The organism is Streptomyces sp. NBC_01498 (assembly GCF_036327775.1).
Lineage (GTDB): Bacteria > Actinomycetota > Actinomycetes > Streptomycetales > Streptomycetaceae > Streptomyces.
In genome coordinates this window covers 5805516-5820359 of sequence record NZ_CP109598.1, presented here as the reverse complement: position 1 = coordinate 5820359, position 14844 = coordinate 5805516, and the positions used below count along the sequence as shown (strand labels likewise).

The following is a 14844-nucleotide window of genomic DNA, read 5'->3' as shown; positions in this document are numbered from 1 at the left end:
CCGCACTTCCATGTTCACCCCTTCCGCTCCCCCGCCCCGTTGACCCGCGAGGAACGCCGCTGATGACCGACACGACCCCCGGCAGAGTGACCTTCGTCGGCGCGGGCCCCGGCGCCGCCGACCTGCTGACCTTCCGTGCGGCGCGGGCCATCGCCGACGCCGACGTCGTCATCTGGGCGGCCAGCCTGGTGCAGGCGGAAGTGCTGGAGCACGCGCGCGAGGGCGCGGAGATCCTCGACTCGGCGGCGCTTTCCCTGGAGGACGTCGTCACCGTGTACGAGCGGGCGGTGCGCGACGGTCTGAAGGTGGCCCGGATCCACTCGGGCGACCCGGCGCTGTGGGGCGGTACGCAGGAGCAGCTGGACCGCTGCGAGGCGCTGGGGCTGGAGGTGGAGATCGTGCCGGGGGTGTCGTCGTTCTCCGCCGTCGCGGCGGCGGCCGGGCGGGAGCTGACGATCCCGGAGGTCGCGCAGTCGGTGATCCTGACCCGGCTCGGCGGGGGCAAGACGCCGATGCCGCCGGGCGAGGAGGTGCGGGAGTTCGCCCGGCACGGCACGACGATGGCGGTGTTCCTGTCCGCCGCGCGGTCGGGCCAGCTCGCCCTGGAGCTGCTGGAGGGCGGCTATCCGACGTCCACGCCGGTCGTGGTCGCCCATCAGGTGACCTGGCCGGAGGAGCTGGTCGTGCGCTGCACCCTGGGCACGCTGGAGGAGACGGTCAAGGAGCACCGGCTCTGGAAGCACACTCTGTTCCTGGTGGGGCCCGCGCTGGCCGCGTCGGGCACGCGCTCGCATCTCTACCACCCGGGCCACTTCCACGGTTTCCGGCGGGCCGACCCGGACGCCCGCAGGGCGCTGCGCGAGGAACGGACCCGGGGCGCCGCGCGGTGATCACGGTCATCGGTACGGGCACGGGCACGCCGCTCTCCGCGGACTCCCTGCGGGCGGTGGGCGCGGCGACCCTGGTCGTCGGCGGGCGGCGGCATCTTGAAGAGGCCGCGTCGCTCGCCGGGCTGCCCGAACGGACCTCGCGGGTGGTCCTCGGCCCGCCGGCCCCGGCGCTGGACGCGATCGCGCGGCACCTGGCCGACGGGGACGGCGCCCGGGTCGTGGTGCTGGCGTCGGGCGATCCGGGGCTGTTCGGGATCGTCCGGGCACTGGCCGGGCGCTTCGGGCCAGAGGCGCTGGACGTACGGCCGGCCGCGCCGTCCGTCGCCGTGGCGTTCGCCCGGATCGGGCTGCCGTGGGACGACGCGGTCGTCGTCAGCGCCCACGGGCGCGACCTCCGTACGGCGGTCAACGTCTGCCGCGCGCACCCCAAGGTGGCGGTGCTGACCGGTCCGGGGGCGGGGCCGGCGGAGCTGGGCGCCGCGCTCGCGGACACCGGGCTGCCGCGCACGCTCGTCGTCGCGTCGGCGCTGGGCGACCCGGACGGCGAACGGGTCGAGCGGCTGTCGCCCGCCGACGCGGGCGCCCGGGACTGGCCGGAGCCGCTGAGCGTGGTGCTGTGCCTGGACGACGTACGGGCGCGGGCGCACGCCCCGCTGCCGCGCACGCTGGCGGGCCGGGGGCCGGGGCCCGCGCGCTGGGCCCTGGGCGAGGAGGAGTTCGCGCACCGGGACTCGATGATCACCAAGTTCGAGGTGCGGGCGCTGGCACTGGCGCGGCTCGGGCCGAGGACGGGCGACCTGGTGTGGGACGTCGGCGCGGGCTCGGGCTCGGTGGCCGTGGAGTGCGCGCGGTTCGGCGCGGCGGCGATCGCCGTGGAGAAGTCGTCCGACGGCGTCGCGCGGGTCCGCGCCAACGCCCTGGCGCACGGCGTGGACGTGCAGACCGTGCACGGCTCGGCACCGGACGCGCTGTCCGGGCTGCCCGATCCGGACGCCGCCTTCGTAGGAGGCGGGGGCGGTGACCTGCCCGCCGTGGTCGCGGCGTGCGCGCGGCGGGCCCGGCGGACGGTGGTGGTGTCGGTGGCCGCCCTGGACCGCGTACCGGCCGTGCGCGAGGCACTGTCCGGGGCCGGGTTCGCCACCGGCGGCGTCCTGCTGCACGCGTCCCGGCTCGCGCCGCTGCCGGGTGACGTGACCCGGCTCGCGGGCACCAATCCCGTCTTCCTGCTGTGGGGCGACCGCCCCCCGGCGGAACCTCGTCCACCGCAAGGAGCGACCCTGTGATCGGCCTGATCTCCGCCACGGCTGCGGGTGCCTCGGCCCGCGACCGGCTGGCCACGGCCTGGCCCGCCCGTACCCGCGTCTACGACGGCCCGGTGCGCGAGGCGGTGGAACGCGCGTTCGCGGAGTGCGAACAGCTGGTGTGCTTCCTGGCCACGGGCGCGACCGTACGCCTCCTGGCCCCGCTGCTGGCCGGCAAGGCGACCGACCCGGGGGTGGTGTGCGTGGACGAGGCGGGGCGGTACGCGGTGTCCCTGCTCGGCGGCCACGGCGGCGGGGCCAACTCCCTGGCTGCGGAGGTCGGTTCGGTCCTGGCGGCGGCCCCCGTGATCACGACCGCGACGGACGCCACGGGCATCCCCGGCCTGGACACCCTGGGTCTGCCGGTGGAGGGCGCGGTGGCGGCGGTCACGCGCGCGATGCTCGACGGCGCGCGGGTGACGCTGCGCGCGGACGCGGTGTGGCCCCTGCCGCCGCTGCCGCCGAACGTGGTGCCGGAGGGGCCTACAGGGGCCGCGGCGGGTACGGCGAACGCGCTCCGGGGCGCGGCGGCATCCCTCAACGGCCCCGCTGGACCGGACGCGCCGCCCGGGAACGCACACCAGGACGCGACAGCCGCCGCCCGTGGCGCGAGCGGCCCGCAGGAGCCGGACGAGCCGGGCACGGCGGCGGCCCCGCAGGCGCCCTCGACGGCGCGGGCCACCGACGCGGCACCGGGAACGGCGACGGCCGGGACCGTCGTCACGGCGGGCCACGCCCCCGCCCGTCACACCCCCGCCGGTAGCACCACCGACCCTCACGTCGCCGCTCTCCACGTCACCGACCGCGTCGTGCCCCTCGGGCCCGCCGACGCCGTCCTGCGGCCCCCGTCGCTCGTCGTCGGGGTCGGTGCCAGCAGGGGCGCCGGGGTGGACGAGGTGTACGGGCTCGTGCGGGACGCACTGCGGGCCGCCGGGCTCTCGCCCCTCAGCGTGGCCGGGTGGGCGACCGTCGACGCCAAGGCGGACGAGCCCGGCGTCGTCGGGGCCGCCGCCCGGTTCGGGGTGCCGCTGCGGACGTACCCGGCCGAGGTGCTGGCCTCGATCGCCGTGCCCAACCCCTCGGACGCGCCCCTCGCCGCCGTCGGCACCCCGTCCGTCGCCGAGGCCGCCGCGCTGGCCGCTGCCGGGCCGGGCGGTGAACTCCTCGTACCGAAGCGGAAGTCCCACCCCGAGGGGCGCGCGGCGATGGCCACCTGCGCCGTCGTACGCCGGGTGCCGCGCGGGCGGCTCGCCGTCGTCGGTCTCGGGCCGGGCGCGCGGGACCTGCTGACGCCGCGCGCGACGCGGGAGCTGCGGAGGGCCTCGGTGCTCGTCGGGCTCGACCAGTACGTCGACCAGATCAGGGACCTGCTGAGGCCCGGCACGCGCGTGATCGAGTCGGGGCTCGGGCACGAGGAGGAACGCGCGCGTACGGCGGTCCGAGAGGCCCGCACGGGCCACGCCGTGGCCCTCGTCGGCAGCGGGGACGCGGGCGTCTACGCGATGGCCTCACCGGCGCTCGCCGAGGCGGCCGACGACATCGACGTGGTCGGCGTGCCGGGGGTGACGGCCGCGCTTGCCGCCGCCGCGATACTCGGCGCGCCGCTGGGCCACGACCACGTCTCCATCAGCCTGTCCGACCTGCACACTCCGTGGGAGGTCATCGAGCGCCGCGTCCGCGCGGCGGCCGAGGCGGACATCGTGGTCACCTTCTACAACCCGCGCAGCCGGGGCCGGGACTGGCAACTGCCCACGGCACTCGCCCTGCTGGCGGAGCACCGTACGCCCGGCACACCCGTCGGCGTCGTACGCAACGCCTCCCGCCCCGACGGCACCAGCCACCTCACCACGCTCGCCCGGCTCGATCCGACGACCGTGGACATGATGACGGTGGTGACGGTCGGCAACACGGCCACGCGGGAGATCGCCGGCCGCATGGTGACGCCCCGGGGCTACCGGTGGCAGTCGGAGGGAGCCCGATGAGCAGCCCCGACCGCCCGCGATCCGGCACTCCCCGCCCCGACCGCCCGCAGACTGTCACTCCCCGTGTCGTGCACCCCATCGAGGAGGAGTCCTTCCGCAGGCTGCGCGCCCGCGTCGACACCTCGCACCTGGCGCCGCTGACCCGCGCGGTCGTGGAGCGCGTCATCCACTCGGCGGCCGATCCGGCGTATCTGACCGACCTGGTCTGCGACGAGGCCACGCTGGCCGTCGCCCACCGCGCGCTGCACGCCGGGGCGCCGGTCGTCGCCGACGTGGAGATGGTCGCCGCAGGGATCACCCGCCGCTCGGCGGTGTGCCGTCTCAAGGAGGCCGTGTCGGGGCCGGGGCTGACCCGTTCCGCGCACGCCGTACGGCTCGCGTTCGAGCGGGTCGGCCCCGGCGCGGTCTGGGTGATCGGCTGCGCGCCCACCGCCCTGGAGGAGTTGCTTCTTCTGGGTGCCGCGCCCGCGCTGGTGATCGGGCTCCCGGTCGGCTTCGTCGGCGCCGTCGAGTCCAAGGCGGCGCTCCGCGAGAGCGGTCTGCCGGCCGTCAGCAACGTGTCCGAGAAGGGCGGCTCCGCCGTGGCCGCCGCCGCGTTCAACGCCCTGCTCTACCACCCGTACGACCCGCCCCAGCGCCCGCTCGCCAAGGAGAACGTGTGACCTCCCCCCGACCCACCACAACACCCGCGACGCCGTCCGCAACCGGCTCCGCACCCGCGCCCGCGCTGCTCGTCGCCGGGCACGGCACCAGGGACGCCGGGGGCGCCGAGGCGTTCCGGGAGTTCGTGCGCGAGCTGGGCCGGCGCCACCCCGAACTGCCCGTCGCGGGCGGCTTCATCGAACTGTCGGCGCCGCCGATCGGCGAGGCGGTGGCGGAACTGGTCGAGCGGGGCGTCAGGCGCTTCGCCGCCGTGCCGTTGATGCTGGTGTCCGCCGGGCACGCCAAGGGCGACATACCGGCCGCCCTGAAGCGCGAGCAGGGGCGCCGTCCGGGGATCTCGTACACGTACGGCCGTCCGCTCGGCCCGCACCCCGGGCTGCTCGCCGTCCTGGAGCGGCGGGTGGAGGAGGCGCTGGCGGGCCTGGAGGGGTACGACGGTGGCCGGTCGGAGGTGACGGTGCTGCTCGTGGGGCGCGGCTCGACCGACCCCGACGCCAACGCCGAGGTGCTGAAGGCGGCGCGGCTTCTTTGGGAGGGTCGCGGTTACGCCGGCGTGGAGACGGCCTTCGTGTCGCTGGCGGCGCCGGACGTGCCGAGCGGGCTGGACCGCTGTGTCCGGCTCGGGGCGCGGCGGATCGTGGTGCTGCCGTACTTCCTGTTCACCGGGATCCTGCCGGATCGGGTGGTGCGGCAGACACGGGAGTGGGCGGCGGGGCGTCCGGAGGCCGAGGTGGTGTCCGCCGAGGTGGTGGGGCCCGCCGAGGAGCTGCTGGACCTGGTCATGGAGCGCTACCACGAGGCGGTCCGGGGTGACCTGCGGATGAACTGCGACTCGTGCGTGTACCGGATCGCGCTGCCGGGCTTCGAGGACAAGGTGGGGGCGCCGCAGCAGCCGCACTTCCATCCCGACGAGGACGGTCACGACCACGGCCACGGGCACGGTCGTCAGAACGGCCACGGCCACGGCCACGGCCACGGCAGCCATGCGCACGCGCACTGACGCCCCTGTCGCGGATCCCGACACGGACACTGCCACGGGCAGGCACGATCTGCGCCACCACGGCGACGCCGAGGTGCGCGACGACGGCGCGGACCTGACCGACCTCGCGGTCAACGTCCGCCCCGGCACTCCCCCGCGCTGGCTGCGCGACCGGATCGCCGCCTCCCTGACCGGTCTCGCCGCCTACCCGGACGGGCGCGCGGCACGGGCCGCCGTCGCGGCACGGCACCGGCTGCCCGTGGAGCGGGTGCTGTTGACGGCGGGCGTCGCCGAGGCGTTCGTCCTGCTCGCGCGCGCCCTGCCGGTGCGCCGCCCCGTGGTGGTGCACCCGCAGTTCACCGAGCCGGAGGCGGCACTGCTGGACGCGGGTCACCCCGTACGGCGCGTGCTGCTCGACGCGGCCGACGGCTTCCGGCTGGATCCGTCCGCCGTCCCGGAGGACGCCGATCTGGTGGTGGTCGGCAATCCGACGAACCCGACGTCCGTGCTGCATCCGGCCGCCGACCTCGTGAAGCTGGCACGGCCGGGGCGGACGCTGGTGGTGGACGAGGCGTTCATGGACGCGGTGCCGGGCGAACCGGAGGCACTGGCGGAGCGCCACGACGTGCCGGGGCTGGTGGTGCTGCGCAGTCTGACCAAGACCTGGGGGCTGGCGGGTCTGCGGATCGGTTACGTGCTGGCCGAGCCGGCGGTCGTCGCGGCACTCGCCGCGGCCCAGCCGCTGTGGCCGGTGTCGACGCCCGCCCTGGCCGCCGCCGAGGCGTGCATGACTCCCGCAGCGCTCACGGAGGCCGGGACGGCCGCGCGGCACACGGCGGCGGACCGGGCCCGCCTGCTGGCCGGGCTGGCCGCGTCGGACGGCGTACGCGCCGTGGAACCGGCCGCCGGTCCCTTCGTCCTCGTACGGACGGAGCCGGCCGACGAGGTACGGGAGCGGCTGCGCGCCCTGGGCTTCGCGGCCCGGCGCGGCGACACGTTCCCGGGGCTCGGACCGGGGTGGCTGCGCCTCGCGGTACGGGACCGGGCGACGACGGGCCGTTTCCTGCGGGCGCTGGACGAGGCCCTGTCGGCGGCCCGCCGCTAGGCCGTGTCCGACGCATGTTGTCTGGCGCGCTACGCCCGGCACGCACGCTCTCCCCCGTAGCCCCCGAGGGGGCACGGGAGGAGCACCGTGTGTTGTCGGAGTCGGCCACGTACGCCCGGTCCGTCCACAATGCCGGTCCTCCGCCTCGCGAGCGCACGCACCGGCGGGGACATCAGCCGCTCCGCGACGGGCGCACGCCCCGCCCCGCGTTCGGACGACACCATGTGCCGGACACAGCCCAGGCGCGCGCGGGCGCGCCCGGCACCCGACTCCCTTCGTCCGGCGCGCGCGGGCCGGACGCGGCTCGCCGCGCAATCACACCCGGAATCCCCACCCACGAAGAGTGAACCGGCGCGGACCTGTGGCGCGCCCGGCCGCACCGCCGGACGTACAGCCCTCACGCACCCGCACCCGACCGCCACCACGCCACCCCCGGACCAGGACCCCGGACCGGGCCGCCGGACCGGGCCGCCGACCAGCACCCCGCCCCACCCCGCCGCCCCGCCGAACCTCAGCCCACCACCCGCCCGTTCAGCACGATCCGGCGGGGCTCCGCCAGTACCCGGACATCCGCCCTCGGGTCCTCGTCGAAGACCACCAGATCCGCCGGAGCGCCCTCCTCCAGCCCCGGGCGGCCCAGCCACGCCCTCGCTCCCCAGGTGGTCGCCGACAGCGCCTCCAGCGGCGGGACACCGGCCTTGACCAGTTCGCCCACCTCGTCGGCCACCAGGCCGTGCGCCAGGGAGCCGCCCGCGTCGGTGCCGACGAAGACCGGGATGCCCGCGTCGTACGCGTCGCGCACCGTGTCGTAACGCCGCTCGTGCAGTCGCCGCATATGGGCCGACCAGCGCGGGTACTTGGCCGCTCCGCCCGCCGCCAGTGCCGGGAAGGTGGCGATGTTGACCAGCGTCGGGACGATCGCCACACCCCGCTCGGCGAAGAGCGGGATCGTGTCGTCGGTGAGGCCCGTGGCGTGCTCGACGCAGTCGATCCCGGCCTCCACGAGGTCCCGCAGCGCGACGCCGGCGAAACAGTGCGCGGTGACGCGCGCGCCGATCCGGTGCGCCTCGGCGATCGCCGCCTCGACCTCGCCGCGCGGCCAGCACGCGGTCAGGTCCCCCGCGTCGCGGTCGATCCAGTCGCCGACGAGCTTGACCCAGCCGTCGCCGCGCCGGGCCTCCCGGGCGACGTGGGCGACAAGGTCGCCCGGCTCGATCTCGTGGGCGAAGTTACGGATGTAGCGGCGGGTGCGCGCGATGTGCCGGCCCGCCCTGATGATCTTCGGCAGGTCGTCGCGGCCGTCGATCCAGCGGGTGTCGGACGGCGATCCCGCGTCGCGCAGCAGCAGGGTGCCCGCCTCCCGGTCGGCGAGCGCCTGCTTCTCGCTGGTCGCCTCGTCCACGGGTCCGTGGGTGTCCAGGCCGACGTGGCAGTGCGCGTCGACCAGACCGGGCACCGCCCAGCCGACGACGGTGCGGACGTCCCGCGCGCCGGAGGGGCGCTCGAAGGTCGTCCGCCCGTCCACGACCCACATCTCGTCCCGGACGTCGTCGGGGCCGACGAGCACCCGCCCCTTCACCCGCAGCACCGCCTGATCAGTCATGGGCCGAACCTTACGAGGCGCTGAGTACCCTCGACGAGGGAGTGTCCGAACACCGTTCGAGCGGCCTTCCGCCCCCGTACTTGTGCGGCCGGTGACCGGCCGCCGACGACCCGAAGAGAGCGCACCGACCGTGACCCATCCGCTGCTTGACCTCGCCCCCCTCACTCCCGCCGACTTCGCGGCCGTCGAGCGGCGGGTGGCCGCCCTGCTCGACACCGAGCAGGACGTGGTGATCACGCAGGGCGAGGCGCTGCTTCCTCTGGAGGGCTGTGTCCGCGGTGGCGCCCGTGCCGGTTCGACCGCGCTGAACGTCGTCACGGGCCCGTACGGCCAGACCTTCGGCAACTGGCTCCGCGACTGCGGGGCGACGGTCGTGGACCTGGAGGTGCCCTTCCACGCGGCGGCCTCGGCCGAGCAGGTCGAGCGCGCGCTGGCGGAGCACCCGGAGATCGACTTCGTGTCGCTGGTCCACGCCGAGGCGGCCACCGGCAACACCAACCCGGTGGCCGAGATCGGCGAGGCCGTCCGCGCCCACGGCGCCCTGTTCATGCTGGACGCGGTGGCGTCCGTGGCGGCGGAACCGCTGCTGCCCGACGCCTGGGGCGTCGACCTGTGCGTGATCGGCGCGCAGAAGGCCATGGGCGGGCCCGCCGGGGTCTCCGCCGTGTCGGTGAGCGCCCGCGCGTGGGAGCGGATGGCCGCGAATCCGGGGGCGCCGCGCCGCTCGTACCTCTCGCTCCTCGACTGGAAGGAGCGCTGGATCGACACCGGGCGCGCCGCGCTGCCGCACGCGCCGGCGCAGCTGGAGATGCTCGCCCTGGACGCCTGCCTGGAACGTATCGAGGCGGAGGGCCTCGTCACCCGGACGGCGGTACACGCGTCGGCCGCCGCGGCGACGCGCGCGGGGGCGCTCGCGCTCGGCGGGGGCCTTGAGCCGTTCGTGTACTCCGCGCGGGACGCCGCGCCCGTCGCCACGACGCTGCGCACCCCCGAGGGGGTGGACGCCGCCGCCCTGGTCGCCGAGGCCCTGGCGGCCGATCCGTCGCTGCCGCTGATCGCCGGGGGCGGGGCGCTGTCCGCGGAGATGATCCGGGTCAACCACTACGGCGCCGCCGCCACTCCCGGGGCGGTGCGGTCCTCGCTCGCGGCGCTGGGCGCCGCGCTCGCCGGAAGGGGTGCGCGGGTGAATCCGGCGGCGGCGGAGAAAGCAGTGTCCGGCAGTTGGGCCGGCCTCGCATCCTGAATAGCGCGGGCGGTTTCGGTCCGGGAATGCGGGAATAGCGAAATGAATTCTTACCCACCCGGCTTCCCGCATTCGTCTGCCCACTCCCGCCGCCCTTAAACACGGAGGTTTCGGCGGCGGGCGACCCCATAATTCAGGCCGGGGTCGAGAGCGTTACGCATATGTGACCGAGTACACAAGGTGGCCCGACATGCCCAGAATGACACGGTCAAACCACCCGAATACCCCCGCTGCCGTGCGACGTCCACGCCCGCGTGATAACACAGGGCGGGGCCGCCCCCAACCCCTGCCGACGATGCGATTTCTGAATTGGCTGGGTAAATTCAATAGACATGACTGCCGCCCAAGCAGACCTTGCAGGTGTCCGAAGCGAATTCACGCGATCCCTCACGATCGATGCCCCCCGAGTGGAGGACGGAGCCGCGCTCTGGCGCATCGCCCGCGACTCCGAGGTCCTGGACCTGAACTCCTCCTACAGCTATCTGCTGTGGTGTCGTGACTTCGCCGCGACCTCCGTCGTGGCCCGCGACACCACGGCCGGGGCCTCCCGGGCCGACAGAACGGACCCGGCCGCCGAAGGGGCCGGGCCCCGCGGCGCGGACGGGTCCACCGGCCCCGGCGGAACCCCCGTCGGCTTCGTCACGGGCTACGTCCGCCCCGAGCGCCCCGAGGTCCTGGTCGTCTGGCAGGTGGCCGTCGACCGCTCCCACCGGGGCATGGGCCTCGCCGGCACCCTTCTCGACGCGCTCACCAGGCGGGTCACCGAGGAGCGGGGGATCGTCTCGATCGAGACGACCGTCACGCCCGACAACACCGCGTCGGACCGTATGTTCCACGCCTTCTCCGAGCGTCACGGCGCGACCCTGGAGCGCGAGGTGCTCTTCGACGGGGATCTCTTCCCCGACGGCGGGCACCAGCCCGAGGTGCTGTACCGGATCGGCCCGCTCACGACCTGAGCGGCACCCTCCACCCCACCCCACCGCACGCCTCTCCCCTCACCCTTCAGGAGATCCCCGTGACCATCACCCCGCCTGTCCTCAGTGTCTTCGAGACCCTGGAATCCGAGGTACGCAGCTACTGCCGGGGCTGGCCGGCCGTGTTCGACCGCGCGCAGGGCAGCCGCCTCACCGACGAGGACGGCCACAGCTACCTGGACTTCTTCGCCGGTGCCGGTTCGCTCAACTACGGGCACAACAACCCCGTACTGAAACGCGCGCTGATCGACTACATCGAGCGCGACGGCATCACCCACGGCCTGGACATGGCGACCACCGCGAAACGCGCGTTCCTGGAGTCCTTCCAGAACGTGGTGCTGCGGCCCAGGGACCTGCCGTACAAGGTGATGTTCCCCGGCCCCACCGGCACCAACGCCGTCGAGGCGGCGCTCAAGCTGGCCCGCAAGGTGAAGAACCGCGAGGCGATCGTGTCCTTCACGAACGCCTTCCACGGGATGTCGCTGGGCTCGCTCGCCGTCACCGGCAACGCCTTCAAGCGCGCCGGGGCGGGTATCCCGCTGGTGCACGGCACGCCGATGCCGTTCGACAACTACTTCGACGGGCAGGTCCCGGACTTCCTGTGGTTCGAGCGGCTGCTCGGCGACCAGGGCTCCGGGCTCAACAAGCCCGCCGCCGTCATCGTGGAGACCGTCCAGGGCGAGGGCGGCATCAACGTCGCCCGCGCCGAGTGGCTGCGCGCGCTGGCCGAGCTGTGCGAGCGCCAGGACATGCTGCTCATCGTGGACGACATCCAGATGGGCTGCGGACGGACCGGTGGGTTCTTCTCCTTCGAGGAGGCGGGCATCACCCCCGACATCGTCACCCTGTCGAAGTCCATCAGCGGCTACGGCCTGCCGATGTCGCTGACGCTCTTCAAGCCGGAGCTGGACATCTGGGAGCCCGGTGAGCACAACGGGACGTTCCGCGGCAACAACCCGGCCTTCGTGACGGCCGCCGCCGCGCTGAACACGTACTGGGCCGACGGCCAGATGGAGAAGCAGACCCTGGCCCGCGCCGACCAGATCGAGCGCGCGCTGCTGGCCATCGTGGAGGAGTGCGAGCCGGACAGCGTGGGCTTCCGGGGCCGGGGCCTGGTCTGGGGCATGGAGTTCCAGGACAAGCCGCGTGCCACCGCGGTCTGCCGCCGCGCCTTCGAGCTGGGGCTCCTGCTGGAGACCTCGGGCCCGGAGAGCGAGGTCGTCAAGCTCCTCCCGGCGCTGACCATCACCCCGGACGAGCTGGACGAGGGTCTGCGCACCCTGGCCCGCGCCGTACGCGAGACCGCCTGACGACCACCGGACCGTGACGCCACCCGGCGACCGGCACCCGACCCCCACCCCACGACCGGCCGATGACCGCCCGAGACTCCCAGCAACCGACCGATCCCTCGGGATCCGCCCTCGCGGGCCTGTCCTCCGGACGGGGCCCGCGGGGTCCCCGGGGGTCTGATTCCGGGACGACCGGGGCACCCGTAGAGGGCACCGCACCACAGCACCGCACCACAGCACCGCACCACAGCACCGCACCACAGAAGGGTCCTATTCACCGTGATCGTGCGATCGTTCAAGGACATCGAGAACACCGACCGTCATGTGAGGTCCGCGTCGGGCACATGGGAGAGCAAGCGCATCGTGCTCGCCCAGGAGAGGGTCGGCTTCTCCCTGCACGAGACCGTGCTCTACGCGGGTACCGAGACGTCGATGTGGTACGCGAACCACGTCGAGGCCGTGCTGTGTGTGGACGGCGAGGCCGAACTCACCAACGACGACACGGGCGAGACCCACTGGATCTCCCCCGGCACGATGTATCTGCTCGACGGGCACGAGAAGCACACGCTCCGGCCCAAGACCGACTTCCGCTGTGTCTGTGTCTTCAACCCCCCGGTGACAGGCCGGGAGGACCACGACGAGAACGGCGTCTATCCGCTGCTGACCGAGGAGGGCTGACCCCCATGACCACCGCCCCCGCACGTACCGACCTGTACCCGACCCGTGGCGTGGGTGAGGTGACCACCCCGCGTCAGGACCCCGTCGTCTGGTCGCCGCCCGGCACCCCCGGCCCGGTCGACCCGGCCGCCCTCCAGGGCCTGGAGCGGGACGGCTTCCTCAGCGTCGACCAGCTCATCGGCCCCGACGAGGTGGCGCGCTACCGCGACGAACTCGACCGGCTGATCGCCGACCCCGACATCCGGGCGGACGAGCGCTCGATCATCGAGCCCAAGTCCCAGGACGTACGGTCGGTGTTCGAGGTCCACAAGCTCAGCCGGATCTTCGCCGAACTGGTGCGCGACGAACGCGTGGTGGGCCGGGCCCGGCAGATCCTCGGCTCGGACGTGTACGTCCACCAGTCCCGTATCAACGTGAAGCCGGGCTTCGGCGCCTCGGGCTTCTACTGGCACTCGGACTTCGAGACCTGGCACGCCGAGGACGGACTGCCGAACATGCGGACCATCTCCGTGTCGATCGCGCTGACCGAGAACTTCGACACCAACGGCGGTCTGATGATCATGCCCGGGTCGCACAAGACCTTCCTGGGCTGCGCGGGCGAGACGCCGGCGGACAACTACAAGCAGTCGCTGAAGATGCAGGACGCGGGAACGCCGTCGGACGAGGCGCTCACCGCCCTGGCCGGGCAGCACGGCATCAAACTCTTCACGGGCAAGGCCGGTTCGGCGACCTGGTTCGACTGCAACTGCATGCACGGGTCCGGCGACAACATCACCCCGTTCCCGCGCAGCAACGTCTTCATCGTGTTCAACAGTGTGGAGAACGCGGCGGTGGAGCCGTTCGCGGCGCCCGCGCCCCGGCCGTCGTTCATCGGCGCGCGGGACTTCACGCCGGTGCGCTGAGGTTCCAGGCGCAAGCGGGGCGGCGTGAGCCGGTGGTGAGTGACGCGGAGGCGGGGCCGGGTGTACGCACCCCGGCCCCGCCTCCGCGTTCCCCACCCGGTGTTCCTCACCCTCCGTTCCTCACCCCGCGAGGACGTCCAGCGCGCGGTCCACGTCCGCCGCCGAGTTGTAGAGGTGGAAGGCGGCGCGCAGATTGCCCGCCCGGACGGAGACCTCCACGCCCGCCTCCGCCAGCCGGGCCTCCCGGTCTCCCAGGCCCGCCACGGCGACGACGGTGGACCCGTCGGCGGCGACCGGCTCGTGCCCGAGGGAGACCAGGCCCGCCCGGAAACGGTCGGCGAGCGCGACGACATGGGTCCGGATCCGCTCGACGCCGATCTCCTCCAGCAGGGCCAGGGACTGTTCGGCCCCGTGGTAGGCGAGGAACGCCACCGGCTCGTCGAACCGCCGTGCCGAGTGGGCCAGGCGCTCGACCGGGCCGTACGTGCTCGCCCAGATGTCCTCGCCCGCGACCCAGCCGGCGTGCAGCGGCACCAGCCCTTCCTGCGCCTCCTCGGTCACGGTCAGGAACGACGTGCCGCGCGGGCTCACCAGGAACTTGTAGCCGCCGGCGACGGTGTAGTCGTACGCCCCCGCCTCGACGGGCAGCCACCCCGCCGCCTGGGTGGTGTCGAGCAGCGTACGGGCGCCGTGCGCCGAGGTCGCGGCCCGCAGCGCCGGCAGGTCGGCGATCCGGCCGTCGGCGGACTGCACGGCGGAGACGGCGACCAGCGCGGTCTCCGGGCGTACCTCGTCGGCCAGTTTCTCCAGCGGCACGTAGCGCGGCCTGAGATCGCCGCGCACCGCGAAGGGGGTGACGACGGAGCTGAACTCCCCCTCCGCCATGAGGACTTCACTGCCCGGTGCCAGCGATCCCGCGATCAGTCCGACATGGACCGCCACCGCGTGGCCGACGGCGACGCGCTCGGCGGGAACCCCGACGAGCCGGGCGTACGAGGCGCGGGCCGCGGTCACCGAGTCGAAGCTGCCCGCGCCGTCCCGCCGGCCCTTGGCGCTCTCGGCGGCCAGGGTCCGTACGGCCTCGACGGCCCGGCCCGGCAGCAGACCGCAGCTGGAGGTGTTCAGATACGTCGTCTCCGGCGCGAACTCGGCACCGCCCAAAGTGTCCATGTGCTCACCCTGGGACCCCTGCGCTCCCCCGTCAATCACGTCTTTTCCGGGGGTTGGCCCAAGGA

General features: G+C 74.1%; 13 protein-coding genes. 11 read left to right on the top strand and 2 right to left on the bottom strand.

Annotated elements, in window-relative coordinates; genetic code table 11:
• Positions 1–62: 62 nt before the first annotated feature.
• The 6 genes from cobM to cobC all read left to right on the top strand — a co-directional run bounded on the left by cobM (position 63) and on the right by cobC (position 6920).
• Positions 63–890 (top strand): precorrin-4 C(11)-methyltransferase, encoded by an 828-nt coding sequence (gene cobM, locus OG875_RS24785; RefSeq protein ID WP_330176434.1) that lies wholly within the window; start codon positions 63–65, stop codon positions 888–890.
• Positions 887–2173, top strand: a complete 1287-nt coding sequence (gene cbiE / locus OG875_RS24780) for a precorrin-6y C5,15-methyltransferase (decarboxylating) subunit CbiE (RefSeq protein WP_330176433.1) — start codon at positions 887–889, stop codon at positions 2171–2173. Before cobM ends, cbiE begins: the two co-directional genes overlap by 4 nt.
• Positions 2170–4173 carry a precorrin-3B C(17)-methyltransferase gene (gene cobJ / locus OG875_RS24775; protein WP_330176432.1) on the top strand — a complete coding sequence of 668 codons (2004 nt, stop codon included), beginning with the start codon at positions 2170–2172 and terminating at the stop codon, positions 4171–4173. Before cbiE ends, cobJ begins: the two co-directional genes overlap by 4 nt.
• Positions 4170–4835, top strand: a complete 666-nt coding sequence (locus OG875_RS24770; protein ID WP_330176431.1) for a precorrin-8X methylmutase — start codon at positions 4170–4172, stop codon at positions 4833–4835. The genes cobJ and OG875_RS24770 overlap by 4 nt, the downstream gene beginning before the upstream one ends.
• Positions 4836–4900: 65 nt before the next feature.
• A complete protein-coding gene (locus OG875_RS24765) occupies positions 4901–5836 on the top strand; it encodes a sirohydrochlorin chelatase (protein ID WP_330177893.1) in 936 nt (311 codons plus the stop codon).
• Positions 5820–6920 (top strand): Rv2231c family pyridoxal phosphate-dependent protein CobC, encoded by a 1101-nt coding sequence (gene cobC, locus OG875_RS24760; RefSeq protein ID WP_330176430.1) that lies wholly within the window; start codon positions 5820–5822, stop codon positions 6918–6920. Before OG875_RS24765 ends, cobC begins: the two co-directional genes overlap by 17 nt.
• Positions 6921–7431: 511 nt before the next feature.
• Here cobC and OG875_RS24755 read toward each other — a convergent pair.
• Positions 7432–8523 (bottom strand): amidohydrolase family protein, encoded by a 1092-nt coding sequence (locus tag OG875_RS24755; RefSeq protein WP_330176429.1) that lies wholly within the window; start codon positions 8521–8523, stop codon positions 7432–7434.
• Positions 8524–8653: 130 nt separating this feature from the next.
• Between OG875_RS24755 and OG875_RS24750 the strand changes: the two genes are divergently transcribed.
• The 5 genes from OG875_RS24750 (at position 8654) to thpD (ending at position 13609) form a co-directional block, all read left to right on the top strand.
• A complete protein-coding gene (locus tag OG875_RS24750; protein ID WP_330176428.1) occupies positions 8654–9766 on the top strand; it encodes a pyridoxal-phosphate-dependent aminotransferase family protein in 1113 nt (370 codons plus the stop codon).
• Positions 9767–10098: 332 nt separating this feature from the next.
• Complete coding sequence (gene ectA, locus OG875_RS24745; protein ID WP_330176427.1) at positions 10099–10722, top strand: diaminobutyrate acetyltransferase; 624 nt, start codon at positions 10099–10101, stop codon at positions 10720–10722.
• Positions 10723–10781: 59 nt separating this feature from the next.
• Positions 10782–12050: a diaminobutyrate--2-oxoglutarate transaminase gene (gene ectB, locus OG875_RS24740; RefSeq protein WP_330176426.1), complete on the top strand. Its 1269-nt coding sequence runs from the start codon at positions 10782–10784 to the stop codon at positions 12048–12050.
• A gap of 258 nt (positions 12051–12308) precedes the next feature.
• On the top strand, positions 12309–12707 hold the full coding sequence (locus OG875_RS24735; protein WP_330176425.1) for an ectoine synthase: 399 nt from the start codon (positions 12309–12311) through the stop codon (positions 12705–12707).
• A 5-nt stretch (positions 12708–12712) separates the two neighbouring features.
• Positions 12713–13609: an ectoine hydroxylase gene (gene thpD, locus OG875_RS24730; RefSeq protein WP_330176424.1), complete on the top strand. Its 897-nt coding sequence runs from the start codon at positions 12713–12715 to the stop codon at positions 13607–13609.
• A gap of 120 nt (positions 13610–13729) precedes the next feature.
• On the opposite strand, the gene OG875_RS24725 is transcribed toward thpD, so the two are convergent.
• On the bottom strand, positions 13730–14779 hold the full coding sequence (locus OG875_RS24725; RefSeq protein WP_330176423.1) for an aminotransferase class V-fold PLP-dependent enzyme: 1050 nt from the start codon (positions 14777–14779) through the stop codon (positions 13730–13732).
• Between the last annotated feature and the right edge of the window lie 65 nt (positions 14780–14844).